Origin of the sequence: Bradyrhizobium huanghuaihaiense (genome assembly GCF_007830635.1) — a bacterium.
GTDB lineage: Bacteria > Pseudomonadota > Alphaproteobacteria > Rhizobiales > Xanthobacteraceae > Bradyrhizobium > Bradyrhizobium huanghuaihaiense.
Window position 1 is genome coordinate 12490 of the sequence record NZ_VLLA01000003.1, and the last position, 24616, is coordinate 37105.

27 protein-coding genes are annotated in these 24616 nt (G+C 65.3%); 14 read left to right on the forward strand and 13 right to left on the reverse strand.

Annotated elements, in window-relative coordinates; genetic code table 11:
• The first annotated feature begins 40 nt into the window (after positions 1-40).
• Together IQ16_RS07605 and IQ16_RS07610 are read left to right on the forward strand one after the other, a co-directional pair.
• Positions 41-352, forward strand: a complete 312-nt coding sequence (locus IQ16_RS07605) for a DUF3572 domain-containing protein (protein WP_018646941.1) — start codon at positions 41-43, stop codon at positions 350-352.
• Positions 349-1638, forward strand: coding sequence for a DNA polymerase IV (locus IQ16_RS07610; RefSeq protein WP_018646940.1), 1290 nt, complete (start codon positions 349-351; stop codon positions 1636-1638). Before IQ16_RS07605 ends, IQ16_RS07610 begins: the two co-directional genes overlap by 4 nt.
• Positions 1639-1654: 16 nt before the next feature.
• Here IQ16_RS07610 and IQ16_RS45520 read toward each other — a convergent pair whose 3' ends face one another.
• Positions 1655-1810, reverse strand: coding sequence for a hypothetical protein (locus IQ16_RS45520; RefSeq protein ID WP_008548553.1), 156 nt, complete (start codon positions 1808-1810; stop codon positions 1655-1657).
• Positions 1811-2009: 199 nt separating this feature from the next.
• On the opposite strand from IQ16_RS45520, the gene IQ16_RS07620 reads away from it, so the two are divergent.
• A complete protein-coding gene (locus tag IQ16_RS07620) occupies positions 2010-2408 on the forward strand; it encodes an ACT domain-containing protein (RefSeq protein ID WP_018646939.1) in 399 nt (132 codons plus the stop codon).
• 103 nt (positions 2409-2511) lie between these two features.
• On the opposite strand, the gene IQ16_RS07625 is transcribed toward IQ16_RS07620, so the two are convergent.
• Together IQ16_RS07625 and IQ16_RS07630 are read right to left on the reverse strand one after the other, a co-directional pair.
• Positions 2512-2913: a RidA family protein gene (locus IQ16_RS07625; RefSeq protein ID WP_018646938.1), complete on the reverse strand. Its 402-nt coding sequence runs from the start codon at positions 2911-2913 to the stop codon at positions 2512-2514.
• A 218-nt stretch (positions 2914-3131) separates the two neighbouring features.
• Positions 3132-3977 (reverse strand): cell envelope integrity EipB family protein, encoded by an 846-nt coding sequence (locus tag IQ16_RS07630; RefSeq protein ID WP_026312608.1) that lies wholly within the window; start codon positions 3975-3977, stop codon positions 3132-3134.
• Positions 3978-4206: 229 nt separating this feature from the next.
• Here IQ16_RS07630 and IQ16_RS07635 point away from each other — a divergent pair, with 229 nt between their 5' ends.
• The 4 genes from IQ16_RS07635 (at position 4207) to IQ16_RS07650 (ending at position 7269) form a co-directional block, all read left to right on the forward strand.
• Entirely contained in the window at positions 4207-4674 is a 468-nt protein-coding gene (locus tag IQ16_RS07635; RefSeq protein ID WP_014494672.1) for a RidA family protein, read from the forward strand.
• A gap of 5 nt (positions 4675-4679) precedes the next feature.
• Entirely contained in the window at positions 4680-5426 is a 747-nt protein-coding gene (locus IQ16_RS07640) for a glycerophosphodiester phosphodiesterase (protein ID WP_018646936.1), read from the forward strand.
• A gap of 106 nt (positions 5427-5532) precedes the next feature.
• The gene (locus IQ16_RS07645; RefSeq protein WP_026312607.1) at positions 5533-6774 is read left to right on the forward strand and encodes a GNAT family N-acetyltransferase; all 1242 of its coding nucleotides are present in this window, start codon (positions 5533-5535) and stop codon (positions 6772-6774) included.
• 66 nt (positions 6775-6840) lie between these two features.
• Positions 6841-7269 carry an HIT family protein gene (locus tag IQ16_RS07650; protein ID WP_018646934.1) on the forward strand — a complete coding sequence of 143 codons (429 nt, stop codon included), beginning with the start codon at positions 6841-6843 and terminating at the stop codon, positions 7267-7269.
• A gap of 184 nt (positions 7270-7453) precedes the next feature.
• Here the strand turns inward: IQ16_RS07650 and tsaA are convergent, their stop codons facing one another.
• From tsaA to IQ16_RS07670, 4 genes are all read right to left on the reverse strand, one after another.
• Positions 7454-7945, reverse strand: a complete 492-nt coding sequence (tsaA, locus tag IQ16_RS07655) for a tRNA (N6-threonylcarbamoyladenosine(37)-N6)-methyltransferase TrmO (protein WP_018646933.1) — start codon at positions 7943-7945, stop codon at positions 7454-7456.
• A 34-nt stretch (positions 7946-7979) separates the two neighbouring features.
• Positions 7980-8330 (reverse strand): AzlD domain-containing protein, encoded by a 351-nt coding sequence (locus tag IQ16_RS07660; RefSeq protein WP_018646932.1) that lies wholly within the window; start codon positions 8328-8330, stop codon positions 7980-7982.
• The gene (locus IQ16_RS07665) at positions 8327-9067 is read right to left on the reverse strand and encodes an AzlC family ABC transporter permease (RefSeq protein ID WP_018646931.1); all 741 of its coding nucleotides are present in this window, start codon (positions 9065-9067) and stop codon (positions 8327-8329) included. The genes IQ16_RS07660 and IQ16_RS07665 overlap by 4 nt, the downstream gene beginning before the upstream one ends.
• Before the next feature lie 108 nt (positions 9068-9175).
• Positions 9176-10198, reverse strand: a complete 1023-nt coding sequence (locus IQ16_RS07670) for a lytic transglycosylase domain-containing protein (RefSeq protein ID WP_244635578.1) — start codon at positions 10196-10198, stop codon at positions 9176-9178.
• A gap of 36 nt (positions 10199-10234) precedes the next feature.
• On the opposite strand from IQ16_RS07670, the gene IQ16_RS07675 reads away from it, so the two are divergent.
• Entirely contained in the window at positions 10235-11251 is a 1017-nt protein-coding gene (locus IQ16_RS07675; RefSeq protein ID WP_026312606.1) for a TRAP transporter substrate-binding protein, read from the forward strand.
• Between the two features lie 72 nt (positions 11252-11323).
• Positions 11324-11962, forward strand: coding sequence for an HAD family hydrolase (locus IQ16_RS07680; protein WP_018646928.1), 639 nt, complete (start codon positions 11324-11326; stop codon positions 11960-11962).
• Between the two features lie 30 nt (positions 11963-11992).
• Here the strand turns inward: IQ16_RS07680 and IQ16_RS07685 are convergent, their stop codons facing one another.
• Positions 11993-13009, reverse strand: coding sequence for a carbon-nitrogen hydrolase family protein (locus IQ16_RS07685; RefSeq protein ID WP_026312605.1), 1017 nt, complete (start codon positions 13007-13009; stop codon positions 11993-11995).
• A 196-nt stretch (positions 13010-13205) separates the two neighbouring features.
• Between IQ16_RS07685 and IQ16_RS07690 the strand changes: the two genes are divergently transcribed.
• From IQ16_RS07690 to IQ16_RS07705, 4 genes are all read left to right on the forward strand, one after another.
• Entirely contained in the window at positions 13206-14162 is a 957-nt protein-coding gene (locus IQ16_RS07690) for an AraC-like ligand-binding domain-containing protein (RefSeq protein ID WP_018646926.1), read from the forward strand.
• Positions 14163-14296: 134 nt separating this feature from the next.
• Entirely contained in the window at positions 14297-14488 is a 192-nt protein-coding gene (locus IQ16_RS07695; protein WP_244635615.1) for a hypothetical protein, read from the forward strand.
• A 115-nt stretch (positions 14489-14603) separates the two neighbouring features.
• Complete coding sequence (locus IQ16_RS07700; RefSeq protein ID WP_026312604.1) at positions 14604-15629, forward strand: aldo/keto reductase; 1026 nt, start codon at positions 14604-14606, stop codon at positions 15627-15629.
• A gap of 272 nt (positions 15630-15901) precedes the next feature.
• Complete coding sequence (locus IQ16_RS07705) at positions 15902-16366, forward strand: PEGA domain-containing protein (RefSeq protein WP_018646922.1); 465 nt, start codon at positions 15902-15904, stop codon at positions 16364-16366.
• Between the two features lie 61 nt (positions 16367-16427).
• Here the strand turns inward: IQ16_RS07705 and clpA are convergent, their stop codons facing one another.
• From clpA to IQ16_RS07720, 3 genes are all read right to left on the reverse strand, one after another.
• Positions 16428-18839 carry an ATP-dependent Clp protease ATP-binding subunit ClpA gene (gene clpA / locus IQ16_RS07710; RefSeq protein ID WP_018646921.1) on the reverse strand — a complete coding sequence of 804 codons (2412 nt, stop codon included), beginning with the start codon at positions 18837-18839 and terminating at the stop codon, positions 16428-16430.
• Between the two features lie 294 nt (positions 18840-19133).
• Positions 19134-19466: an ATP-dependent Clp protease adapter ClpS gene (gene clpS, locus IQ16_RS07715; RefSeq protein WP_026312603.1), complete on the reverse strand. Its 333-nt coding sequence runs from the start codon at positions 19464-19466 to the stop codon at positions 19134-19136.
• A 732-nt stretch (positions 19467-20198) separates the two neighbouring features.
• Positions 20199-20537 carry a phasin family protein gene (locus IQ16_RS07720; RefSeq protein ID WP_018647402.1) on the reverse strand — a complete coding sequence of 113 codons (339 nt, stop codon included), beginning with the start codon at positions 20535-20537 and terminating at the stop codon, positions 20199-20201.
• 387 nt (positions 20538-20924) lie between these two features.
• Here IQ16_RS07720 and IQ16_RS07725 point away from each other — a divergent pair, with 387 nt between their 5' ends.
• Entirely contained in the window at positions 20925-22769 is a 1845-nt protein-coding gene (locus IQ16_RS07725) for a D-alanyl-D-alanine carboxypeptidase (RefSeq protein WP_018647401.1), read from the forward strand.
• A 215-nt stretch (positions 22770-22984) separates the two neighbouring features.
• Here the strand turns inward: IQ16_RS07725 and IQ16_RS07730 are convergent, their stop codons facing one another.
• Together IQ16_RS07730 and IQ16_RS07735 are read right to left on the reverse strand one after the other, a co-directional pair.
• Positions 22985-23710 (reverse strand): DnaJ domain-containing protein, encoded by a 726-nt coding sequence (locus tag IQ16_RS07730; protein ID WP_018647400.1) that lies wholly within the window; start codon positions 23708-23710, stop codon positions 22985-22987.
• Positions 23711-23775: 65 nt separating this feature from the next.
• The gene (locus IQ16_RS07735) at positions 23776-24522 is read right to left on the reverse strand and encodes a vWA domain-containing protein (protein WP_018647399.1); all 747 of its coding nucleotides are present in this window, start codon (positions 24520-24522) and stop codon (positions 23776-23778) included.
• Between the last annotated feature and the right edge of the window lie 94 nt (positions 24523-24616).

The following is a 24616-nucleotide window of genomic DNA, read 5'->3' on the forward strand; positions in this document are numbered from 1 at the left end:
AAGTAGACACCGAAAGTTAACGGAAAGGCAAACCGGGCCCGTGAAAAAGCCTGTTCACAACCCTCGCGAAGTCGCTGAAATCGTTGCGATTCAGGCGCTGTCCTTCGTCGCAAGCGAGCCGGAGCGGCTGGGCCTGTTCCTGGCCGAGACAGGTGTCGGCCCGGAGACCCTGCGGAACGCCGCCTCGGACCCGAATTTCCTCCTCAACGTGCTCGATTTCGTGCTGCGCGATGACGCCACCGTGAAGGCCTTCGCGGAGGCCTCGGAGCTGCATCCGACCAACGTTGCCGCAGCGCGGCAGGTCCTCGGCGATGCGCTGGGCGATCCCAATTGGGAGCGCGACGTGCCGTGAGCGCCCCCGTCCCGGCCGGGCCCCGCTGCTTCTGCCGGGACTGTCTGGCCGATCTGGATGTGGGCGTTCGCCGCTGCTCGGCCTGTGGTTCCCCTCGCCTCGTCCGCCACCGGGCGCTGGCGAGCCTGACCATCGCCCATATCGACTGCGACGCCTTCTACGCGACGGTCGAGAAGCGCGACAATCCTGACATCGCCGACAAGCCCGTCATCATCGGCGGCGGAAAACGCGGCGTGGTGTCGGCCGCCTGCTACATCGCGCGCACCTATGGCGTGCGCTCGGCGATGCCGATGTTCAAGGCACTCGAGGCCTGCCCGCATGCGACCGTGATCCCGCCCGACATGGCGAAATACGTCCGCGTCGGCCGCGAGGTCCGCCAGGCCATGCAGGCCCTGACGCCGCTGGTCGAGCCGCTCTCGATCGACGAGGCCTTTCTAGATCTGTCGGGCACCGAACGGGTGCACGGCATGATCCCCGCCAAGGTGCTGGCGCGCTTTGCCCGCGAGGTCGAGCGCGACATCGGCATCACCGTCTCGGTCGGCCTGTCCTGCAACAAGTTTCTGGCCAAGATCGCCTCCGACCTCGACAAGCCACGCGGCTTTGCCGCGCTCGACCAGGAGGAGGCACGCGAGATGCTCGCTTCGAGGCCGGTCGGCTTCATCTTCGGCGTAGGCCCCGCGACGCAGGAGCGCCTCGTGCAGCGTGGCTTCCGCATCATCGCCGACCTGCAGAAGGCCGACGAGATCGAGATGATGCGGCAGTTTCCGAGCGACGGCCGCAGGCTGTGGCGGCTCGCCCGCGGCATCGACGACCGCCGCGTCGAGGCTGATCGCGGCGCCAAGACCATTTCCAGCGAGACCACCTTCGAGACCGACATCCGCGACTTCGCGACGCTGGAGAAGATCCTGTGGCGGCTGTGCGAGAAGACGTCGTCGCGGCTGAAGAGCAGCGAGCTCGCCGGCTCGACCGTGACGCTGAAGCTGAAGACCGCCGATTTCCGCCAGCGCACCCGTTCGCAGTCGATCGCCGCGCCGACGCAGCTCGCCGCAAAGATTTTTTCGATCTGCCGCGAGATGCTGGCCACGGAGATCGACGGCACCGCCTTCCGCCTGATGGGCGCCGGCGTCAGCGCCCTGCGCGAAGGCTCCCCTGCCGACGACACCGACATGCTCGACCGGCGTGCCGCCCACGCCGAGCGCGCCGTTGACAGCCTGCGCAAGAAGTTCGGCAGCGCCGCCGTGATCCGCGGCATTGCCTATGACGGGCCGGAGAAGGCGCAGGAGTGATCGAGGCCTGCCCGGCTCAGTCGCGTTCGAAGATCCGTGCACCCGGATAAGCGCGCCTGGCATACTGAACGACCAACTGCCGATCCTGAGTTTCCAGGAACGGAGTTCGGATCTGACAAGACCCGACGATGAGGTGCCACAGGCCGTTGAGCTTTCGAATGACGACGTTCATTTGAGCTTCCTCGCAGTGACCCGAGTAGACTCAAATTGTAAGAATCCCCCGCCGTCGCTCAATTGTACCAGCGTAAGATCGGCGTATGAGAAGGATTGGAGGAGATATACGAAGGTATGTTGGTTGAGATTTCAACAGCCGCTGGCGCCAAGGGCTGCGCGGGGGCTCAAATGATCTTGGCGGCTCGGGGGCTGGCACCGTGACAGGCGAACGCGATCTCGACGCGCTGCTGCGTAACATGAAGCCGGAGATCCTGGACGGCATCTTCGTGTTTTGCGCGCTTGCGCCGGGCACGAGCATTCCAGCCACCATCAGCCCGATGCTGACGTTCCGCGAACGCGAAGGAACGACGCTGGTGCTCCTGCACGAGGAGGCCGAACGTGCCGGACTACGTCATGAATTTCGCTCGCGCCTGATCAGCTTGACGGTTCACTCCGCGCTGGATGCGGTAGGCTTTCTGGCGGCGATCACGGCGCGCCTCGCCGAAGCCGGCATCAGCGTGAACGCTGTGTCGGCCTTTCACCACGACCATCTCTTTGTGCCTGTCGACCAGGCCGATGAAGCGATGGCCGTTCTACTGGAGATGTCCGGCGCGTAGCCCGGATGAAGCGCAGCGCAATCCGGGACAGTATATCCCCAGCGACCGGTTTCCCGGATTACGCTTCGCTCCATCCGGGCTACGATATCGTTCCGTCCACGCCTCAATCCGCAACCGCCACGGCCTCGATCTCGATCAGCCATTCCGGCGCAGCGAGCGCGGAGACGCCGACGAGGGTCGAAGCCGGCGGCTCCATGCCCTCGAAGAAGGCCGAGCGGGCCTTGCCGATGATCGGGCGCAGCTCCGGCTTGTAGTTCACGACGAAGGTCGTGATCTTGACGATGTTGGAATAGCTCGCGCCGGCCGCCTTCAGCGCCAGCCCGAGATTCTGCATCACCTGCGTGGTCTGCGCGGCGATATCGCCCTCGCCGACAATCCGTCCCTCTTCGTCGGTCGAGACCTGGCCGGAAATGTAGATGGTGCGCGCGCCGGTGGCGGTGACGACGTGGGAATAAGCGGGATTGTGATGCAGGCCGCTGGGGCGGAGATGATCGAGCTTGGGCATGGAGGGGCTCCCGGAGTTTGTGGTTGGGAGAGAGCGTAGCTGGAGAGTGTGAAGAGAGCTAGTCTGTCACTGCGAGGAGCAAAGCGGCGAAGAGAGATCTCGTAGGGTGGGCAAAGGCGCACAGCGCCGTGCCCACGATCCTGCAGCTCGCCTGGGAAGTGGTGGGCACGCTACGCTTTGCCCACCCTACGGCAGTGCTCGCGCGGAGGGATCCGCCCTCAATTACAGGGCTTGCTGTCCTTCGCGTCGAACTTGCCCATCGCGCCGGAGATGACGAAATCGTTGTAGTCGAGCACGAGCTGGCGCGAGACGCCGTTCTCGTAGAGCTCGAACGCCATCGCGTAGATCGGGGTCTGCTCGCCTTCCTTCTGTTGGGCCTCGCGGTCGAAATAGCTGACGGTGACCGGCCAGCGCTTCAGCGACTTCATGTGCTCGTCCGACGTCGACGGATCGGACGAGGTGGCGCGGTCGACGGCGATCGGCTGGCCGATCACGGTCAGCGTGTTGTAGACCTTCTGGCCGTCGTCGGAGCCGTCATAGACCGAGAGCTCGAGCAGCGACTTGCCGTCCTTGGCGGCGGCAATGATGCGCTGGATCTGCTCGGTCGGGAACACGATCTTGCCGTCGAGCGTGAAACTCTTCGGCGCCGGCAGCTTCAGCTTGACGTTGATGTGGTCGCCGTCGCGCTCGGCCGAACCGTCGACCCGGCCGGCGTCGGCCTCGTTCATCCGCGTCTCGATCTTGAAGCGGTAGCTTTTTCCCGCGGCGTCCTCCCAGGAATTGGAGCGGAGGTCGCTGAGCGTGACCTTGCCCTCGCCGCTGTCGAGCTCGGAGACCTGGCGGAATTCGGAAGTGTAGCCCTCGCAGGAGCTGCCGCTGAAATTGTAGAGGATGCGGCCGCGCGCGCTGTTGACCGAATTGGAGCGCGACTTGACGAGGCGCAGATCATAGAGCGCCTGGTGCGCCAGGAACGGACCGTTGGCGGCAAGCGCCCCGCCGCCGGGGCCGAAAGCGGCCACCGCAAGCGCCATCACACCGAGCGAAGTCCGGAAAAGGTGCACCATGTCTGTTCCCTGAGGAAAGCGCAGATTCGTCATTTTAATGACCGTTCCATTGCGTCGCAACTGAGGCCGTTTCACGTAAAGTTGCGGCCCCCGCATTGAACTTGCTGGCCTGCCTCAACAAAATGCAGTCCCCTTCGGTTGCTTGCATGTGGCGGCTCGATGGGCGAAACAGGGCGCGCCCGGTCGCCTGCGGCGCCGGGGCGAATGATTTTGGACAACGAGGTCGGACATGGCGGGCACGGTCGAGCAGAAACTGGCGGAACAGGGCATCAAGCTGCACGAGGCCCCCACCCCCGTCGCCAATTACGTGCCCTTCGTGCGGACCGGCAACTTGCTGTTCGTCTCCGGCCAGGTCTGCTTCGACCCCGCCGGCAAGCTGATCGCCAAGGGCAAGCTCGGCGCCGGCGTCTCCATCGAGGACGGGGCGGCGGCCGCGCGCGGCTGCGCGGTCAACCTGCTGGCCCAGGTCAAGGCGGCGCTCGGCGACCTCGACAAGGTCGTGCGCGTGGTGCGCCTCGGCGGCTTCATCAACTCGGCGCCGGACTTCCTGGATGGGCCGAAGGTGCTCAACGGCGCCTCCGACCTGATGGTCGCCGCCTTCGGTGACAAGGGCCGCCACGCCCGCACCACCGTCGGCGTCGCCTCGCTGCCCGCAGACGCGGCGGTCGAGGTCGAAGGCGTGTTCGAGGTCGCCTGACGCGCATGCGCGCTCCGGATTGGCTGACAGCCCGGCCGGTCGCCCATCGCGGCCTGCACGACATTTCCCGCGGCATCGTCGAGAACATGCCGGGCGCGGTGCAGGCTGCGATCGCTGGCAATTTCTCGATCGAGGTCGATATCCAGCTCTCCGCCGACGGCGAGGCCATGGTGCACCATGACCACGCGCTCGGCCGCCTCACCGAGGCCACCGGCGAGGTGATCGGGAGGACCGCGGCCGAGCTGAAGGCCGTCAGGTTCAAGGACACCGACGAGCGGATGATGTCGCTCTCGGACCTCTGCGCCATGGTCGCCGGCCGCGTACCGCTGGTGATCGAGGTGAAGAGCCGTTTCGGCGGCGACCGCAAGCTGGTGAAGCGGATGGCCGAGGTGCTGGCATCCTATGACGGCCCCGCGGTCGGCATGTCCTTCGACCCCGACCAGGTGCTGGCGCTGCGCGAGCTCTTGCCCGCCCGCCCGCGTGGCATCGTCGCGCAGCGGAGCTACGAGGACGAATACTGGGCCTACCTGACCCAGGCGCAGCGCGACAGCATGCTGTACCTGCGCCACGGTTTCCAGACCCAGCCGCATTTCGTCGCCTTCAAGGTCGACCACCTGCCGGCCCCCGCCCCCTGGATTGCCCGCAATTTGTTCGGCTGCGCCCTGCTGGGCTGGACCGTGCGCACGCCGGAGCAGCGGACGCGGGTCGGGCAATACGCGGATCAGATGATTTTTGAGGGGTTCGTGCCGTAGCCTCTGGCGTCGTCCTGGCGAAAGCCAGGACGACTCGTGGATAGAGTTACGCACTCCAGTTCCCGCCCCCTTGAAGTCACTGCTGCAATGCACGATCTTGGGCGCAATGGCATCATCCGACATTACGCTCGAGGCCGTACCGTCCATTGGCGAAGTCTCGCCCGGGGATTGGGACGCTTGTGCCAATCCCGGCGGCCGCTGCACTGGGGCTGGAAACGGAACCTCATCCGCCTTTCCAGGCGATTCCCTCGGCCTCTCAAGACCCGCCTATAACCCGTTCGTCTCGCACGCATTTCTATCCGCGGTCGAGAAATCGGGTTCGGCAACGATCCGTACCGGCTGGGGCCCTCGGCATCTCGTGGCCAAGCTCGACGGCCGCGTCGCCGGCGTCGTGCCCTGCTATCTGAAATCGCATTCTCAGGGCGAATACGTCTTCGACCGCGGCTGGGCGGATGCATATGAGCGCGCCGGCGGACGCTACTATCCGAAGCTTCAGGTCTCGGTTCCCTTCACCCCCGCGACGGGACCGCGGCTGCTGGTCCGCGACGGCGTCGACCGCGAGCGGATCAGGGAGGCACTGGCGAGCGGGCTGGTGGCGCTCTGCGGCGTCAGCAAAGCCTCGTCCCTTCACGTCACCTTCGCGCGCGAGGACGAATGGAAGCTGCTCGCTGGGCACGGCTTCCTCCAGCGCACCGACCAGCAGTTCCACTGGCACAACCAGGGTTTTGCCAACTTCGACGACTTCCTGGCAACGATGAACGCGCGCCATCGCAAGTCGATCAAGCGCGAGCGGCGCGACGCGCTGGCGGCCGGGATCACGATCCATTGGCTCACCGGAAAAGACATCACCGAGGATGCCTGGGACGCCTTCTTCGAATTCTACATGGAGACCGGTTCGCGCAAATGGGGCCGGCCGTATCTCACACGCGAGTTCTTCTCATTGATCGGCGAGACCATGAGCGAGGACGTGCTGCTGGTGATGGCCCGCCGCAACGGCCGCTGGATCGCGGGCGCGATCAACTTCATCGGCTCGGACACGCTGTTCGGCCGCAACTGGGGCGCGGTCGAGCATCACCCGTTCCTGCATTTCGAGGTCTGCTACTATCAAGCGATCGATTTCGCCATCAAACATGGCCTCAGGAATGTCGAAGCCGGCGCGCAGGGCGAGCACAAGATCGCGCGCGGCTATCTGCCGAAGACGACCCACTCCGCCCATTTCATCGCCGATCCCGGCCTGCGCCGCGCCATCGATGACTACCTCAAGCGCGAGCGCGCCTATGTCGCCGAGGCCGGGCGCGAGCTTGCCGAGCTCGGCCCGTTCCGCAAAGGCATCGACGAGGCGCCTTGACGCCTTGCCGTGGCTGGTGACAGTAAGCGGAAAATTCCAAGGGTGAAATTCTCGGGAGCCCCCGCCATGACCGCCTACGACACCAACAACATCTTCGCAAAGATCCTGCGCGGCGAGTTTCCCTGCCACAAGGTCTATGAAGACGAGCACGTGTTTGCCTTCCTTGACATCATGCCGCGCGTGCCCGGCCACACGCTGGTGATCCCGAAGGCCCCTGCCCGCAACATTCTCGACATCAAGCCCGACGACTACGCCCATGTCGCGCGCGGCGCGCACAAGATCGCAGCGGCCGCGATGAAGGCGTTCAACGCCGACGGCATCACCGTGCAGCAATTCAACGAGCCCGCCGGCGGTCAGGTGGTGTTTCACCTGCACATGCACGTGATGCCGCGCCACGACGGCGTCGCCATGCTGCCGCCCGCGAGCCGCAAGGAAGACGTCAAGGTGCTGGAAGAGAACGCGACCAAATTGATCGCGGCGTTGAAGGCGGGCTGAGATCCGTAGCCCGGATGGAGCGAAGCGCAATCCGGGACAGCTCCCGCATTCCGCTCCGCTTCATGCGGGCTACGATCTCTCCTCCTCGTCATTGCGAGCGCAGTGAAGCAATCCAGACTCTTTCAGCGGATGCAGTCTGGATTGCTTCGTCGCAAGGCCTCCTCGCAATGACGGAGGAGAGACCTCACTCCGTCTCGAAATCACCCTTCTGTGGCGCCGCCAGTGGCGTGAACTCGCAGCGGTCGGGCTTGATGTCGATCAGCGGCGTGTTGTCGATGCAATCGAGGCCGCGCACCAGAATGGCATTGCCCTCGATCCCGACCAGCTTCACGATCGAGGTGCCGATCGGATTGGGACGCACCGGCGAGCGCAGCGAAAAGGTGCCGCGGGTCTTCTCGTTGTTCTTCGGGCTCTGCAGGATGATGTCGCGGCGCGACCTGTCGAGCCAGTAGAGCACTTCGAGATTGCTGTAGAAATCGACGCCCTTGATGGCCGGCACGAACGGCTCGAAGATCTCGAGCCGGCAGATCGGACCGTCCTGGCGCCCCTGCCGCGGCGTCTCCAGCCGCGAGGTCCAGGGCGTGCGGATGCGGCCGATGAAGACGAGGCCGGCATCCACGATGGATGGCAGCTCGATGGCGACCTCGCCCTCGCGGAGTTCGTTTTCGCGAACCATAATTCCTGTTCCTTAAGCCTGTTCGCCGGTGGTTTTAGCCCAACCACCACTTGCCGGCCAGCATGAAGACTTCGCCGGTGACAACGCCCGCAAAGATCGAACGGCGGGTCAGGAGGAAAACGATCAGGCCGGCACCGACCGCGCCGTAGCGCAGAACATCAGGCACGCTGGCCAACGCCCCGGGCGGCTCGACAACGATCTGGGCGATCACGCCGGCCAGGATCGCGGTCGCGACCGCTCTCACCCAGACCAGCAGCTCGGAGCCCTCGTCGATGCCTCCGCCGAACCACAGGCCCAGCATGCGCCAGATCTGGTTGGGAACGACGCCGGCGACGAACAGCACAACAAGCGCATGCCAGTCGCCGATCGCTTGCGCAAAGCTCATGCGCGCACCTCCCGCCACCAATGCACGCCATAGGCGATGGTACCGGCCGCCACGCCGCTCACGAGGATGTCGAGGCCGGAGTTCATCTTAGCCGCCAGAGGATAGAGCAATATCCCGAGCGTCAGCGCCACGACATCGGCAACCTCGCGGCTGTTGCGCGCGGTCGAGAACAGGAACGACAGCGGCGTCAGCAGCAGGATCGCCGCGCCAAGCGTCTGCGTCAGGTTGGCGGCGAGGAAATAGCCGACCGTGTTGGCGACGAGGCACACCGAGACCAGGCCACAGCCGAGCCCGTGGACAAAGGCAATGCGCCGCTCGCGCGGCACCAGCGGCAGGAAGCGGTGGCATTCGACCCACAGCGTCACCGCGGTCAGATGCGCGGCGAAGACCAGCTCACGCCGTTTCGTCGTCGGCGTGCGCATCAGCGGCAGCACCGAGACCACCATCGGAAACAGGCGGATGGCGCTGACGGTCACGGCGATTGCCGACTGGATGATGGTGGCGCCCGAGCCGAGCGTGGTGATCAGGATGATCTGCGCCGGACCTGCCCAGACGAACAACGTCGAGCAGAGCGCCCAGAGCAGGCTGAAATGGGTGTCGTGGGCGAGCGCGCCGATGCCGAGATAGGTCACGAACAGCACGATGGTGAGGATCGTCTGCGTGATCGAGCGCAGCCCCCACGCAAAGGCGCGCCACGGACTTTGCCATTGAGGTGAATCGAGCGGGGGAAGCGCCACGGGAGGGTTGGCCGGGGTTACGGAATCGTGGCTGCATAACGGGCAATGCGGCGGCCCGCGTCAAGGAAGCGCGCGGCGGGGCTGGCATGCGTGGAGAGACAGAAGCCCCTAACCGCTCACGCCCCGGTTCTTCAGCACGAAGCAGGCGCCGCCGGCCTTGCGGATCTTATTGCACAGATCGTCCGCCTCGTTGCGCGTGTCCGCGCCGATGCGCACCTGGTAGAACGCGCGCGTGCCGCGGCTGCGCATCACCGAGCTCAGCAGGCTCGGATCGCGCTCGCCGATCACCGCGCTCAGATGCGTGACCGCGCGGGAATACATCGCCAGCGCCTTGTTGCGGTCAAAGCCGGCGGCGAGCTGCACGCCCCAGATCTTCGCGGCGGCAAGCTCGACATGCTGCTCGAGCTCGGCGACGAACGGATTTGGCGCACGCTTCAACAGCGCCATGAGATCGCGGCAGCTCGTCGGTGGCGAACTCGGCGGCCCCTTGCCGGTGCTGCCCGCCTTGGCCCAGGCGTCAACGCTCGTGCCCGTGATGGCGTAGACATAGTTGCGGGTCTGCTCCGGCATCGGGCCGGTGCCGGCGAGCCATTCCTGTACGCGGCGCGGTCCGGCGTTGTAGGCGGCTGCGGCAAGGCCGAGATTGCCGAACTGGTTGCGCAGCTCGTTCAGGAATTCGGCCGACTTCGGCAATGCCTGAACCGGGTTGAAAGGATTGAGCAACCCGCGCTCGCTCGCGGTGCCCGGCATGAACTGCGCGATGCCCTGCGCATGCTCGCCGCTGCGCGTCATGGGGCCCACCGCATCGGCCTGGAAGCGGCTTTCCTGCCAGATCACGCGGGCGAAGAATTCCAGCGGCAGATTGGCATCGCGCGCGGCCGCCTCGACGATCAGGCAGATCGATTCCCGCGTGTCGCTCTCCCGCGCATTCGCCGGCTTTGGCGGCGGCATTGCGAGCTCCTCGACGCTGGGGACGGCGATATCGGTTTTCGCGGGCGAGCTGTCCCATGCTGCGGCCTGCGTCGCCGACGCGACCAGTGCGACAACGACAAGTGCTGCAATTCGCGCCAACACTGCCCAAGCATCGCTGTGGCGCGGGCCGGTGCGGCATGCGACAAGTTGTTCTGCCATGTGGCATCGTGCCATGGTTCGACGAGTTGCCAATATATGCTGACTGACCTGCTTCTCCCAATGCGTTCCCCTGCCAGACGGATCCGCGCGATCCTGGCCCTCGCCGCCCTCGTCCTGTCCACTGCTCCGGCCCTGGCACAGGTCAGCTGGCGGATGACCACGGAATACCCCAAAAACAACATTTCCGGCATCGGCCTCACCACTTTCGCCGATCGCGTCGCTGCGCGCACAAACGGTTTCGTGACCGTGACGAGCGCCTTCGACAACGAGCTCAAGATCAATTCGGGCGAGATGCCGCGGGCGGCGCTGGACGGCCGCATCGCCGGCGGCGATGCCTTTGCGGGCGCACTGTCCGGCCTCGATCCGGTGCTCGGCCTCTCCACACTGCCCTTCCTGGTGCAATCAGTCGACGTCGCGCGCGCCACCAATGCGCGGGCGCGCACGCTCTACGAGAAGGCGTTCGCCGCCCGCGGTCTGAAGCTGCTCTATGTAACGATCTGGCCGGCGACGGGCCTCTGGTCCGATCATGCGCTCGCAGGCGCCGACGATCTGCCGAAACTGAACCTGCGCGCCTACGACGCCAATTCCAGTGCAGTGATGCGCACCGCCGGAGCCAATGCGCAGTTCCTGCCGATGGACAAGGCGCTCGCCGGCCTGAAGGAGCACCAGTTGAACGCGTTCCTCACCTCCGGCGATGGCGGTGCGGGACGCAAGCTCTGGGACTTCCTGCCGCATTTCACGGCCATCAATTATGCGATGCCGATCTCGATCGCCTTCGTCCGCAGCGAGACGTTCGCGGAGCTGTCCGAGCCGATGCAGCGCGAGGTGATGGCGGCCGCGGCCGAGACCGAGCAGAGCCAGTTCGCGCTGCTCGCCCATCGCACCGCGGAGAATTACGCACGCATGCGCGACAACGGCGTCATCATCGCCGAGCCCGCGCCGCAATCTCTCATCGGAGCGCTCCGCAACGCCGCCACCAGCACGATCGCCGCCTGGGAGGCCCAGGCCGGCCCGGACGCCGCCGCGATCGCCGCATGGGCCCGGCGGCAATGACGCGGGCGGGCCTTGACTTGACGTCTGATCCGACTAGCAACGGGCGGCAGTCTCAACGCGGGTTCCACCCTGATGGCCACAATCTATTTTGACCTCGACGGCACGCTGACCAACCCGAAGCCCGGGATCACCCGCTCGATCCAGTACGCGCTGGAGCGGCTGAACCTGGCGGTGCCGAGCGAGGACGAGCTGACCTGGTGCATCGGGCCGCCGCTGCTTGCCAGCCTGAAGAAGCTCACGGGAAGCGAGGAGCTCGCCGACCGGGCGCTGCTGCTCTATCGCGAACGCTTTTCCGATATCGGCCTGTTCGAGAACGAAGCCTATGCCGGCATCGTGGACACGCTGACAACGCTCGCCGCGACGACGCCGCGCATGTTCGTGGCCACCAGCAAGCCCGCGGTCTATGCCACCCGCATCGTCGATCATTTCGGCCTGAAACCGTATTTCGAGCGCGTGTTCGGCTCCGAGCTCGACGGCACCCGCGTCGACAAGCGCGACCTGCTGCGCTACGCGCTCGACGAGGCCAAGGTCGATCCCGCCAGCGCCATCATGATCGGCGACCGCAGCCATGACGTGGTCGGCGCCCGCACCAACGGCATGACCGCGATCGGCGTGCTCTACGGCTATGGCAGCGAGGCCGAGCTGCGGGACGCCGGCGCGCATCGCATCTGCGCCGCGCATCCGGAGCTGCTCGGCCATTGCGTCGCGTAACGTAAGCCCGTCTTCCCGCGATTGCAGCGATCAGCTCGCTGCTGCAGCGATGTCCGTGGGGTCGATCGTGTCCACCGGCAGCGCGAACTGCTCGACGCGCTGGTATCGCTTCTTGTTCAGCAGCAGTCGCGTCACGTCGGGCCGCGAATAGTGGCCGGCGGGATCGGCCGCATTCTTGGCGATGCCGATGGCGCCGAGGTCGATCTCGGCAATCAACAGTCCCTCCTGGTCCTGCGCGAGCTTGTCGCCGATCTGGCTGCCGTCGGGGCCGTAGATCGCGGCAAAGCCGCCGCCAGCATGCAGCAGCGCGTGCTTGTCCGGCCGGTCGCAGAGCTCGTCGATCATCGCCTGCGACACCGTCGCGCACGGCGCCAGCACGAAGCATGAGCCCTCCACCGCATAGACGCGCGAGGCAGCGTTGTTGACCTCGGCGCCGAGCGCTGGCGCAAAGGGATCGTAGAGCGAAAAGCTCGGCCAGGCCGCGACATGCACCTGCTCGTTCTGGGCGTACATCGCGTATTTCGATAGCGGCTGGAGATGCTCCCAGCAGCACAGCGCACCGAGACGGCCGATGTCGGCCCTCGCATGGACGGCGAGGTCGCTGCCGTCGCCCTCGCCATAGACGGTGCGCTCAGCATGGGTCGGGCGCAGCTTGCGGCGTTTTGCAATTGTCTCGCCCTCGGGGCCAATCAGCCATTGGGCCAGATAAAGGCTGCCGCCGTCGCGCTCAGAGAGGCCGATCACCGCCGTCAGCTTCGCCTTGCGCACGGCATCGCGCAGGCGCTCGGCCTGTGGGCTGTCGTAGGACAGCGAATTGTCGAAATAGCGCTGCACGAAGCCGCGGCCGATCGTCCAGGCCGGCGAGTCCATCCAGATGTGCCAGGGGTAGCCGGGAATGAAGGCTTCCGGAAAGGCAATCAGCTTGGCACCCCTCTCGGCCGCCTCCCTGATGAGCGCGATCGATTTGTCGATCGAGGCGTCGAGATCGAGCCAGGCGGGCGCTGCCTGCACCACCGCCACCTTGTATCTGGGATGTTCGATGCCCATTGCCGCCTCCATTGCCGGTTGATCGCAGACCTCGTCCGATGCAGTCTATTTGACCAAGCCGGGCAGCCGGCGCTCGACCATGGCGGCACAAAAACTCGACCGGACGGGATCGCCGCCCGGTCCGGGATTTGCCTCTGGTCAGGCTGGATCTGCACCAATTTGCGATTTTGCACGATGTGAAAGGGAGGCTGTCCAAATGCCAATCCAGTTCACGACGGACGGCAGCCCCGGCTACCGGCGGCTCGCCCTGTGGCAGGACATCGTCTGCGACGTCTTCGTCGGGCTCGACTGCAAGTCCGACCTCGGCAGCGCCTTCCACGGCTCGGTGACCCAAGCCCCGCTCGGCAAGGCCGTGTGCTCCGATGTCTGCTCCGACCGCCAGCACGTGTTCCGAACGTCCTCGCGCATCGCGCGCTCGGACCAGGATTTTGTGCTGGTCGCGCTCGGCAATCGCGGCGACGGCGGCGTGATGCAGGACGGCCGCGAGACCGTGATCCATCCCGGCGAGTTCGCGCTCTACGACACCACGCGGCCATACGAGCTGAAATTCAACGACAGTTTTACGCAGACCATCTTCAAGGTACCCCGCGAAATGCTGCAGCGGCGGCTCGGCGGCACCGAGACGCTGACCGCAATCTCCTTCGGCAGCGATGCACCGCTGGAGCGGCTCGCCTACGACTTCATCTTCAGGCTCTGCCAGAGCGCGGACCGGCTCGCGCCGAACAATGCGGCCGCCCTGTCGGAGCAGGCCGTCGATCTCCTGGCGATGGCGCTGAGCGAACGTCTGGGCGCGGCGTCACTGCCGTCCTCGACCCATCGCTCCGCCCTGCTCTACCGGCTGAAGGCGCACATCCGCGCGCACCTCGCCGATCCCGATCTCACGCTGGCGGAGACCGCCGCCGCGCTCGGCATCTCGCCGCGCTATGTGAACGATCTTCTCGCCGACGAGGACACCTCGTTTCAGCGCTACGTCCTCGCCGAGCGTCTCGCCCAGTGCCGGCGCGATCTCGCCTCGCCCCTGCTCGCCCATCGCCACATCAGCGAGATCGCATTCGCCTGGGGTTTTAACGACCTTTCGCATTTCGGCCGCGTCTTCCGCGAGCATTTCGGGATGTCCCCGCGCGATTTCAGACAGAGCCAATTGCGGCACTGAGCCATCTTCGCGAGCCTTCGCCGCAGGCGAAGGCAACGCTCGCCAATTCCAGATTGTCTAGTCACTCCGCGTGCATCAGGCTGGCACGCATGAGGACTCACACGACGATCAGCGGAGCGGAGCTGCTGTTGAGCATGATCGCGATCCGGCTTGCGGTGCTGGTCGTGGTGGGGTGGAGTTTGACTCTGCTGCCGCAGCAGGCTCGCAATAGTGACCTTGCCTGCGCTCCCTCACCCGCAGCAAGGGGCGCGGCAAATCCTCCGGCGAAGATCGTCGGCCCACGCATTGCCGATGCCGCGCTCGATGACATGCTTCGGCACGACTAGCCCGCTCCGCAGCAAGGCCGGTATGTGAGCGCGTCGTAGGACAACGCACCTGCTTGCGCTAGTTTCGGCAACAAGGCCGCACCGGTCAATCAGCGGCCATCCGAGGAGCATGTCGATGGAATACCGACGCTTGGGCCGGTCCGGCCTCATGGTGCCTGCTTTGAGCCTGGGAACGGGCACGTTCGGCGGCGTCGGCCGCCTCGCCGCCTGGGGCACGACGGACGCGACCGAAGCGCGCCGCCTTCTCGATATCTGCCTCGAAGCCGGCGTATCGATGTTCGACACCGCCGACGTCTATTCGCTCGGCGAGTCCGAGCGCGTTCTGGGTGAGGCCATCAAGGGCCGCCGCGACAAGGTGCTGATCTCGACCAAGGCAACCTTCCGCTTCGGCGACGGTCCCAACGACATTGGCTCGTCACGCCAGCACCTGCTCGCGGCCATCGACGGCTCGCTGAGCCGCCTCGGCACCGATTACATCGACCTGTTCCAGCTCCATGGCTTCGACGCCTTCACTCCGCCGGAAGAGGTGCTCTCGACGCTCGACATGCTCGTGCGCGCCGGCAAGATCCGCTATGTCGGCGTCTCGAATTTTTCGGGCTGGCATTTGATGAAGTCGCTCGGCGTGGCCGACAAGCACGGCTTCCCGCGCTACGTTGCCAACCAGACCTACTATTCACTGATCGGTCGCGACTACGAATGGGAGCTGATGCCGCTCGGCCTCGACCAGGGTCTGGGCGCGGTGGTGTGGTCGCCGCTCGGATGGGGACGCCTCACGGGAAAAATCCGGCGTGGCCAGCCGAAGCCCGAGGTCAGCCGCCTGCCCAAGACCGCCGACTTTGGCCCGCCGGTGCCGGACGAGCACGTCTATCGTGTGGTCGGCGCGATCGACGAGGTTGCGAAGGAGACCGGCAAGAGCGTCTCGCAGATCGCGCTGAACTGGCTGCTCCAGCGTCCGACGGTTTCGACGCTGATCATCGGCGCGCGCAACGAGGCGCAGCTGCGCGAGAATCTCGGCGCGGTCGGCTGGACCTTGACCAAGGACCAGGTCGCCAAGCTCGATGCCGCCAGCAAGGTGACGCTGCCCTATCCCTACTGGCACCAGCGCACGACCTTCACCGACCGCAATCCGCCGGCGGTGTGACGAGCGCGCTTGAGCCGCATCAAGCCTGCTTGGGCCTTCTGATCACGCCCCGGCCGATCACGGTGGCGTTCGCCGCGCCGCTCGCCGGGCGCCTGGTCGAGCACTATCCGGCCGGCGCGGCGCAGAGCATGTCCGGGTGCAGGACGGGCAGTGGATGAAGGAGGATTGAGGCTGCGCCCACAACCTGTGCGTGGCTTAACCATCTGGACTAACGAAGTATTGCTCTCGCGCCCTGGTTGCGCTTCATTGCGGCGGGGAATAAGGGGCATTTCATGCGTTCATTTGGAATTGTGGCGCTCAGCGTCATGCTGGGCGGCTGCGCGTCCGTCACGCGCGGCACGACGGAAAATATCAGCATCTCATCGACACCTTCAGGCGTGGAAGCCGTGGTCAGCGGAATGGAGGTTCCGACCACCTGCACGACGCCCTGCTCCGTGGTCGTCAAGCGAAACGCCGACATCTCGATCACCTTCCAGAAGGAAGGTTACGAGCCGCAGGTCGTGCCGCTCAGCCGGGACATCCAGACCGGCGGCGCGGCGGGCTTTGCCGGCAATCTCCTGCTGGGCGGTGTCGTCGGCATGGGCGTCGATGCTGCGACCGGGGCTGCGACCGATCACAAGCCCAATCCGGTCATCGTGACGATGCAGCCGGCAGCCCCTGCCCGCAGCGCGCGACCGCCGGCGAAGAAGCCGCGGCCGCCGGCAGCAGCGGCGCCTCCGCCAGACACCGGCACCTAGACTGTCACGCAAACAAAAGGCCGGCTGTTCAGCCGGCCTTTTCGATTCATGTCGCTCGCGATCAAGCCTTGACCAGCGGGCCCTTGGAGGTCGGCCCCTTCGAGCCGCCGGGGCCGCCCGGCTTGTTGGACTTGCCCGGCGGGCGCTTGCGGGTGCCGGGCAGCTTCTCCTGCTTCGGCGTGACCGGGCCCTCGACGAACTCGAAGCCGATCTTGTCCTTGGTCTCGTCGGCCTCGTCCTTGACGAGAACGACGCGGACGTGGCCGCCGCCTTTCAGCTTGCCGAACAGCACCTCGTCGGCCAGCGGCTTCTTGATGTGCTCCTGAATCACGCGGGCCATGGGACGTGCGCCCATCTGCTCGTCGTAACCATGCTGCACCAGCCAGGCCTTGGCGGGCTCGGACAGCTCGATGGTGACGTCGCGGTCGCCGAGCTGCGCCTCCAGCTGAAGCACGAACTTCTCGACGACGGTGCCGATCACCTCGACGCTGAGATGGCCGAACGAGACGATGGCATCGAGACGGTTGCGGAATTCCGGCGCGAACTGCCGGTTGATGGCCTCGTGGTCGTCGCCTTCCCGCTTCGAGCGCGTGAAGCCGAACGCCTGCTTGGCGAGATCCGAAGCACCCGCATTCGTGGTCATGATCAGGATCACGTTGCGGAAATTGACCTGCTTGCCGTTGTGGTCGGTGAGCCGGCCGTGATCCATGATCTGGAGCAGCACGTTGTAGAGGTCGGGATGCGCCTTCTCGATTTCATCGAGCAGCACCACGCAATGCGGATGCTGGTCGACGCCGTCGGTCAGCAGGCCGCCCTGATCGAAGCCGACATAGCCGGGAGGCGCGCCGATCAGGCGCGATACGGTGTGCCGCTCCATGTATTCGGACATGTCGAAGCGCAACAGCTCGACGCCGAGCGACGCCGCGAGCTGCTTTGCGACCTCGGTCTTGCCGACGCCGGTCGGACCCGAGAACAGGTAGCAGCCGATCGGCTTCTCCGGTTCGCGCAGCCCGGCGCGTGCCAGCTTGATCGAGGCGGCGAGCGACTCGATCGCCTTGTCCTGGCCGAACACGGTGCGCTTCAGCGTCTGCTCGAGATGCTTGAGCACCTCGGCATCGTCCTTCGACACGCTCTTCGGCGGGATCCGCGCCATCGAGGCGATCGTGGTCTCGATCTCCTTGATGCCGATGGTCTTCTTGCGCTTGTTCTCGGCGACCAGCATCTGCGCCGCACCGGACTCGTCGATCACGTCGATCGCCTTGTCGGGCAGTTTGCGGTCGTGGATGTAGCGCGAGGAAAGCTGCACCGCGGCCTCGATCGCCTCATTGGTGTACTTCAGCCGGTGGTAGTCCTCGAAATACGGCTTGAGGCCCTTGAGGATCGCGATGGCGTCCTCAACCGTCGGCTCGTTGATGTCGATCTTCTGGAAGCGCCGCACCAGCGCGCGGTCCTTCTCGAAGTGCTGGCGATATTCCTTGTAGGTGGTCGAACCCATGCAGCGGATCGTGCCCGAGGCAAGCGCCGGCTTGAGCAGGTTCGACGCATCCATTGCGCCACCCGACGTCGCGCCCGCACCGATTACGGTGTGGATCTCGTCGATGAACAGGATCGCGTTGGGATGCGCTTCGAGCTCCTTGAGCACCTGCTTCAGACGCTCTTCGAAATCGCCGCGATAGCGCGTGCCGGCGAGCAGCGTGCCCATGTCCAGCGAGAACACGGTCGCAGCCGCCAGAACTTCCGGCACCTCGCTGTCGACGATGCGCTTGGCGAGGCCTTCGGCGATCGCGGTCTTGCCGACGCCGGCTTCGCCGACGAACAGCGGATTGTTCTTCTGCCGGCGGCACAGCACCTGGATCGCGCGATTGATCTCGGAATTGCGTCCGATCACCGGGTCGATCTTGCCGTCACGCGCCTTCTTGTTGAGGTTGACGCAATAGGTCTCGAGCGCCTCGCCCTTCTTCTTGGCGTCCTCGGTGCCCTTGGTCTCGGTTTCCTCGTCGACGCCGCGCACGGGGCGCGCCTCTGAGACGCCCGGCCGCTTGGCGATGCCGTGGCTGATGTAGTTGACCGCATCGTAGCGCGTCATGTCCTGCTCTTGCAGGAAGTAAGCGGCATGACTCTCGCGTTCGGCGAAGATCGCGATCAGCACGTTGGCGCCGGTCACCTCTTCGCGACCCGACGACTGCACATGGATCACCGCGCGCTGGATCACGCGCTGGAAACCGGCGGTCGGCTTGGCATCGTCGGCGCCATCCGTCACCAGGTTCTCGAATTCGGTCTCAAGATAGTTGACGAGGCTCGTGCGGAGCTTGTCGAGATCGACGCTGCAGGCGCGCATGACGGCGGCTGCATCGGAGTCGTCGATCAGGGAGAGCAGGAGATGCTCGAGCGTCGCGTATTGGTGATGACGCTCGTTTGCGATCGCCAGCGCACGATGCAGGGATTGTTCAAGGCTTTGGGAAAAAGTCGGCATTCGCGTCCTCTATGGCCCCCACCATCATGATCGCCATCGCCCGGTCAGGCAACAACAACCTTTGTCACATATAGTTATACAAGATCGCGGCGAAAGACCGGTTCCGCGACTCTGCAGCTAGCCACCTGGGCTATTTTCAATGCAAAACCCGTTCCGATTTGGGCAGGGCGGCACCGGTGCAGAATTCCTCAAATCCTGCCGGCTGCAGCAGACATCGCGCGCAGGCATCACGCGACAATCACATTGCGACAGACACGAGAGCCGTCCTCAAGACGCGCCGTAAGGTAACTTACCTTACTTCTTTTCCATCACGCATTGCAGCGGATGCTGGTGCTTGCGGGCGAAATCCATCACCTGCGTCACCTTCGTCTCGGCGATCTCGTAGGTGAACACGCCGCACTCCCCGATACCGTGATGGTGAACGTGGAGCATGATCTTGGTCGCCGCCTCGACGTCCTTCTGGAAGAACTTCTCCAGCACGTGGACGACGAATTCCATCGGCGTGTAGTCGTCGTTCAGGATCAATACGCGGTAGAGGTTCGGCCGCTTGGTCTTCGGCTTGACCTTGGTGATGACAGAGGTGTTCGGACCCGTCGGATTGCCGGAACGGTTCTCGTCATTGCTCATCCGGGGAGCGGGAGCGGCGATGGCCGCGGACAGGTCGAGTCTGGACAACAGTTGCGGCATGGCTCAGGCGTTCAAATTCCCCACGGAAGCGTATGACGGTCCGCCGCGGAGCCCCGGCCTTCGGAGCTTCACACGGGCGCGCCGCCTCGTTGGATCGCCGCTTCCAACCGGTCCGGTCCAAGCCGTATCGGTCGTCAACAATATGGGCCCGCCCCCGGCTCGCCGCAAGCGTGCAAAGGTCCGGCCGATGCGGCCGCGACGGTCCCGATTCCCGATCTGGACGATCCTGTCCGAGGTTAATCAATCCGGGCCGATTTGACAAAATCTTCCGCGCCGCCAGGTTAGAACATGTTGATCAGGAACCGGCCGGACAACTGAGCTGTGACGGTTTCGCGCCGGGTCATCTCCGGACTTCTACGGTCCGGTCGCACGGCCGGTTGAATCTCGTGGCGCGAAATCGGGCAAGGAAGAAGCTGCGCGAAACGCGGTCCCCCACGAGCATCATGATCTTCGTGCAGGTGAGCGCCAGGAGCGAACCGATGACGCGCGTACGGCAATATCGCGCGAGAGTGCCGACAATCTCGATCCGAAGCACGTCGAACGGACCGCCGGCGCATCGAGGAAGATCTCCGCCGGTCGAAGCTGCGCGCGGCGCGCTGGGACGATCCGTCGTGACAAACGAAAAGCCCGGCTGTTCAGCCGGGCTTTTGCTTCCAGAATATCCGGGAAAGCTTAGTTGGCGGCCGGGGTGAACTTCGACACGATGGTCTCGACCGGCTTGAACGCCTGCTTGGCGAGGTCGTTGTAAAGGCCGGCGATCTTCTGCGATTCCGCGACGAAGGTCTCGTAGGCGGAACGGGCGAAGTCGGTCTGGGCTTCCATGGCCTTGTCCAGCGACTTCACGCCGGAAAGCTTCTCGACGAAGGACTTGGTGTCTTCAAACGACTTCTTGGTGTAGTCGCCATAGGCGCTGGCGATCGCCTGGAGGCCGTGCTGCACCGAGGTCGCGGAGGCAACGCACTGCTCGAAGTGCTCTTTCCCGTAGTTCTGAAAGTCTTCAACCTTGAACATTTCGGAATCCTTTTCCCTGGCTCTCGTCGGGAAGCCCCGGCTCCCTGACTGTGCCCATAATTAGTGCAACGCACAATAAAGTCAAGAATCTTGTGCGTCGCACAAAAACTAGATGCAAATCGCGGAGATTCCCGGGGTTTCCCGCAAGGGTTCCTTAAGCTTTTGGAAACCGCGGCCCCCTACCCTGATTCCCTGGACGTGTTCAGCTTCTGCAATCGGCCAAAGCCGTTTGAGAACATCACCTTAGCCAGAACAGCGGCTCAGGCCCAACGTTCCCCGCAGCGAACACCCGCGGAGGGACAGCCTGAGCAGGTAATGATCCCGGGTCGATGGGCACAATTTCGCCTCACGGGCCGGTGATCAAGTCAGAAACGGGGACGGGGTTCCATGCTTCGTAAAAACTTGTCTTCCTCGCCCTTGGTGCGGGTTGGCGTTTTCGGGCTTCTTACGGTCACCACCGCAGTCATCTTCACCACCGATGCTGCCGAGGCGCGGCGCCACCGGCGCCACTACGCGCACCACCGGGTGCAGCGCGACGTATCCGAGAGCTCCAGCCCGAAATTCGCGTCCATCATCGTCGACGGCAATTCCGGCGCGGTGCTTCAGTCGAACAACCCGGACGGAATCCGCCACCCCGCCTCGCTCACCAAGATCATGACGCTCTACCTGCTGTTCGAGCGTCTCGAGTCCGGCAAGATGAAGCTCGACACCGAGATGCCGGTGTCCCAGCATGCCGCCGATCAGGATCCGACCAAGCTGAACCTGCGCGCCGGCCAGACCATCCGCGTCGAGGACGCGATCAAGGGTCTCGTCACCCGCTCCGCCAACGACGCCGCCGTGGTCATCGCGGAAGCGATCGCCGGCGATGAAGACGGCTTCGCCACCATGATGACGCGCAAGGCGCGCTCGCTCGGCATGTCCCGGACGGTCTACCGCAACGCCAACGGCCTTCCCAACGACGAGCAGGTCACGACCGCGCGCGACCAGGCCACGCTCGGCCGCGCCATCCAGGAGCGCTTCCCGCGCTACTATCGCTATTTCGCCACCTCGACGTTCAACTGGCGCGGCCAGTCGATCCGCAACCACAATCACCTGCTCGGCAGCGTGGAAGGCGTCGACGGCATCAAGACCGGCTACACCCGCGCCTCCGGCTTCAACCTCGTGTCCTCGATGCGCCGCGGCAACCGCCATTTGATCGGCGTCGTGCTCGGCGGCCGCAGCGGCGGCTCGCGCGACGCCATCATGCGCAACCTGCTCGCGGAGAACCTCGAGAAGGGCGCGACCACGCACACCGTTGCCGCCGTCACCGAGCGGGGCTCCGACACCTCCACCGACGTTGCCGACGCCTCGGATACTCCCTCGGCCCGGCCCGCTCCGCAGGTCCAGGCCGCGGCCCCTGCTCCCGAGGCCGCCCCGTCGCGTCTCGCTGCGCGCCTGTCGACGCTTGCCGCGGCGACGGCCGCGGTGCCGCCGGCCCCGCCCAAGCCGGAGGCCAGCAAGCCCGAGGTCCGGCCGACTGAATCCAAGATCGAGCCCGCCCCGCTCACCAATGGCGTGATCTCGAGCCAGCCGCTCTCCATCATCCCCGGCTCGTCCGAGCCGATGAAGCCGGTTCGGGTCAAGACCGTCCAGGTCAAGGCCGGCGCCGTCAAGGTCGCCTCCGCCGCCCCGGCTCCGGTCGCACCGCAGGTCACGAGCACGATCACCTCCCGCTCCGACGTCGCGGAAACCTCCGGCGCCGTCGTCGCCCGCGCCGATCTGATCAACAAGCCCGAGCCCCAGAGCCAGCCGGAAGCGCCGAAGGCGGACGTCGCCCGTACCGAGCTGCCGCGCCAGCCGGCCGGCTTCGGCACCGGTAATGGCATCCTCGGCGTGCTGCCGGCGACAACCGCCGCCGCGCCCGCCCCAGCCGCTCCGAAGCTTGCCTCCGCCGATCCGGCGCCGCAGCCGATCCAGATGAGCGCCACCACCAAGCCGGCCGTCCACAGCGGCTGGATCGTCCAGGTCGGCGCGCTCGAGAGCGAGAACGAAGCCCAGCAGCGCATCGACGCCGCGCGCAGTTCGGCCCGCGGGCTGCTCAGCAAGGCCGATCCGTTCACCGAGCCTGTCGTCGCCAAGGACAATCGCAAGCTCTACCGCGCCCGTTTCGCCGGGCTCGAGCGCGACCAGGCCGAAGCCGTCTGCCGCGCCCTGAAGCGCGCCGACATCTCCTGCATCACGGTCCGCAACTGATCGTCTGAACCGCCCCAATCAAAATGCCCGCGCCTTGCGCGGGCATTTTTGTTTCGGCATGCGCCGAGCCTGTTCCGCGACAACCTCTCGTCAACAATTTACGGTTAAATTTTTACTCAAGGGATCGACCACGCCGACAATGGCGGGCATCGGGGCGACGACAGACAGAGCAGCGGAGCTCACGCGGTACGGGCGTTTGTAGCGTGGTTCCGGAGTTAGCCGTTATGCGTGCGAAGCAGAGTATCCTTGGCCTCGTTTACCCGAGCAGCGAGATACGTCGAGCCCCCCTGGTCGGGATGGAGTTTCTTCATCAGGGATTTGTGGGCCCGGCTGATGTCGTCGCGCCCCGCCCCCGGCTGCAAGCCAAGGATCTGATAGGCTTCCTCCGCCGTCATTTTGCCACTCGCCGCCGTGCGGCGCTGCCCCCCTGCCGCATTGCCCTGCGCGTTCTGACGCCAAGCGGGAAACCGGCGGTCCAGATAGCTTTCGAGTAAGGCCACGCTCTCGGCGTCGAACGCCGGGACCATCGCCAAGAGGCCCGCGAGATCGAACTCGTCGAGATCGCGCCCCGCGTGAGGTCCGGCGACGATCCGGCCGCCGAGCTGGCCGGAATCGTGGTCGAGCCGCATGTCGAGGAATTGCGAGCGCACCCGCGAGGCCTGCCCGGACGCGGGCGCAGCGCCGCCGCCAAACAGCCCGCCGATGTTGCCGAAGCCGGCATTCGCCAATGGCGTCCAACCGAGCAGCCCGGCGCCGAAAATTCCGAGCGGAATTGCCACCGCCAGCTCGCCCCGCAAGCCCGTGAACGCCGCGACCGCCAGCGCCACAACACCACCGCCAAACTTGATGGTGCGCGCCAGCACCGCCGGATTGGCGGAACGGAACATCTGAAGCAACAGATAAAGCGTGATAACGGCGACGGCGCCGGCGATCAGGGTCATGGCCGGAATATAGTCGGCCTTGCGCCAAAATGCATGGCGTTCGCCGCCGAAGGCCAGCCTGAGCGCTACTTCATCTGTCCGATCAACATCGCCGCGCCGTTCGTGGTCGTCGCCAGCTTCAGCAGCGCCTCGCGGCCGCCGGCGGCATAGGCGGCAGCCGCACGCAACAGCTCTCGAAGCTGCGCCGCCGCGCCCGGATCGAACCGGCACCAGGCACCGCCGGTCAGACGCGCAATCTCGCGAAAAGCCTTTTCGGCCACGGCATCGTGGCCTTCCTGAAACAGGAAGACGGGCACCTTGAGCATGCCGAGCTCGCCGGCCTTGGCGCAGAGCTCGTCGATCTGCTCCTCCATGGCGTCGCCGACGAAGACGACGGCGCGCACGCCGGATGCGACTGCCTCGCGCCGTGCCTCGCTCAACACCTTGCCGATCTGGGTGTCGCCGCCGCGGCAATCGATCTTGCTCATCAGCGTGGCCAGCTTGGCGCTGTCGGAGATCCACCCTGAGGCGCGGCACTCGTTGAAGCCGCGATAGTAGACCAGGCGGATGTCGAGACTGCCGAGCGCCGCGGTTTCGCGAAACATGTCGGCCTGGAGCGCGCAGGCCATGTCCCAGGTCGGCTGCCGGCTCATCGTCGCATCCAGCGCAAAGATCAGCCGCCCCTTTGCACCGGGCGCATGAGGCGACAAGGCACGCGCCTTCGCGACGAAGGCAGCAATATCCTCCGAGGTCGACGTGCTAGCCTGCGGCACCGCGCCGCCGGCCTTCGTCGAAACGGCGTCACCGCGCGGCTTGATGGGTTCGCCCGACATCGCTGCTCAACCAAGCGTGGGCGACTAATGTGGTGAACGCAGGCAGCCCGGTCAATGTGCAAAGCCCCCGCGGGCGGACGCCGGCGGGGGCTTT

Excerpts from the sequence above, each read along its gene's own strand:
- IQ16_RS45520 (WP_008548553.1), bottom strand. The coding sequence starts at position 1,810 with ATGAACGTCGTCATTCGAAAGCTCAACGGCCTGTGGCACCTCATCGTC.
- IQ16_RS07625 (WP_018646938.1), bottom strand. The coding sequence starts at position 2,913 with ATGCCCAAGCTCGATCATCTCCGCCCCAGCGGCCTGCATCACAATCCC.
- IQ16_RS07630 (WP_026312608.1), bottom strand. The coding sequence starts at position 3,977 with ATGGTGCACCTTTTCCGGACTTCGCTCGGTGTGATGGCGCTTGCGGTG.
- IQ16_RS07635 (WP_014494672.1), top strand. The coding sequence starts at position 4,207 with ATGGCGGGCACGGTCGAGCAGAAACTGGCGGAACAGGGCATCAAGCTG.
- IQ16_RS07640 (WP_018646936.1), top strand. The coding sequence starts at position 4,680 with ATGCGCGCTCCGGATTGGCTGACAGCCCGGCCGGTCGCCCATCGCGGC.
- IQ16_RS07645 (WP_026312607.1), top strand. The coding sequence starts at position 5,533 with ATGGCATCATCCGACATTACGCTCGAGGCCGTACCGTCCATTGGCGAA.
- IQ16_RS07650 (WP_018646934.1), top strand. The coding sequence starts at position 6,841 with ATGACCGCCTACGACACCAACAACATCTTCGCAAAGATCCTGCGCGGC.
- tsaA (WP_018646933.1), bottom strand. The coding sequence starts at position 7,945 with ATGGTTCGCGAAAACGAACTCCGCGAGGGCGAGGTCGCCATCGAGCTG.
- IQ16_RS07660 (WP_018646932.1), bottom strand. The coding sequence starts at position 8,330 with ATGAGCTTTGCGCAAGCGATCGGCGACTGGCATGCGCTTGTTGTGCTG.
- IQ16_RS07670 (WP_244635578.1), bottom strand. The coding sequence starts at position 10,198 with ATGGCAGAACAACTTGTCGCATGCCGCACCGGCCCGCGCCACAGCGAT.
- IQ16_RS07675 (WP_026312606.1), top strand. The coding sequence starts at position 10,235 with ATGCTGACTGACCTGCTTCTCCCAATGCGTTCCCCTGCCAGACGGATC.
- IQ16_RS07680 (WP_018646928.1), top strand. The coding sequence starts at position 11,324 with ATGGCCACAATCTATTTTGACCTCGACGGCACGCTGACCAACCCGAAG.
- IQ16_RS07685 (WP_026312605.1), bottom strand. The coding sequence starts at position 13,009 with ATGGGCATCGAACATCCCAGATACAAGGTGGCGGTGGTGCAGGCAGCG.
- IQ16_RS07690 (WP_018646926.1), top strand. The coding sequence starts at position 13,206 with ATGCCAATCCAGTTCACGACGGACGGCAGCCCCGGCTACCGGCGGCTC.
- IQ16_RS07695 (WP_244635615.1), top strand. The coding sequence starts at position 14,297 with ATGATCGCGATCCGGCTTGCGGTGCTGGTCGTGGTGGGGTGGAGTTTG.
- IQ16_RS07700 (WP_026312604.1), top strand. The coding sequence starts at position 14,604 with ATGGAATACCGACGCTTGGGCCGGTCCGGCCTCATGGTGCCTGCTTTG.
- IQ16_RS07705 (WP_018646922.1), top strand. The coding sequence starts at position 15,902 with ATGCGTTCATTTGGAATTGTGGCGCTCAGCGTCATGCTGGGCGGCTGC.
- clpA (WP_018646921.1), bottom strand. The coding sequence starts at position 18,839 with ATGCCGACTTTTTCCCAAAGCCTTGAACAATCCCTGCATCGTGCGCTG.
- clpS (WP_026312603.1), bottom strand. The coding sequence starts at position 19,466 with ATGAGCAATGACGAGAACCGTTCCGGCAATCCGACGGGTCCGAACACC.
- IQ16_RS07720 (WP_018647402.1), bottom strand. The coding sequence starts at position 20,537 with ATGTTCAAGGTTGAAGACTTTCAGAACTACGGGAAAGAGCACTTCGAG.
- IQ16_RS07725 (WP_018647401.1), top strand. The coding sequence starts at position 20,925 with ATGCTTCGTAAAAACTTGTCTTCCTCGCCCTTGGTGCGGGTTGGCGTT.
- IQ16_RS07730 (WP_018647400.1), bottom strand. The coding sequence starts at position 23,710 with ATGACCCTGATCGCCGGCGCCGTCGCCGTTATCACGCTTTATCTGTTG.
- IQ16_RS07735 (WP_018647399.1), bottom strand. The coding sequence starts at position 24,522 with ATGTCGGGCGAACCCATCAAGCCGCGCGGTGACGCCGTTTCGACGAAG.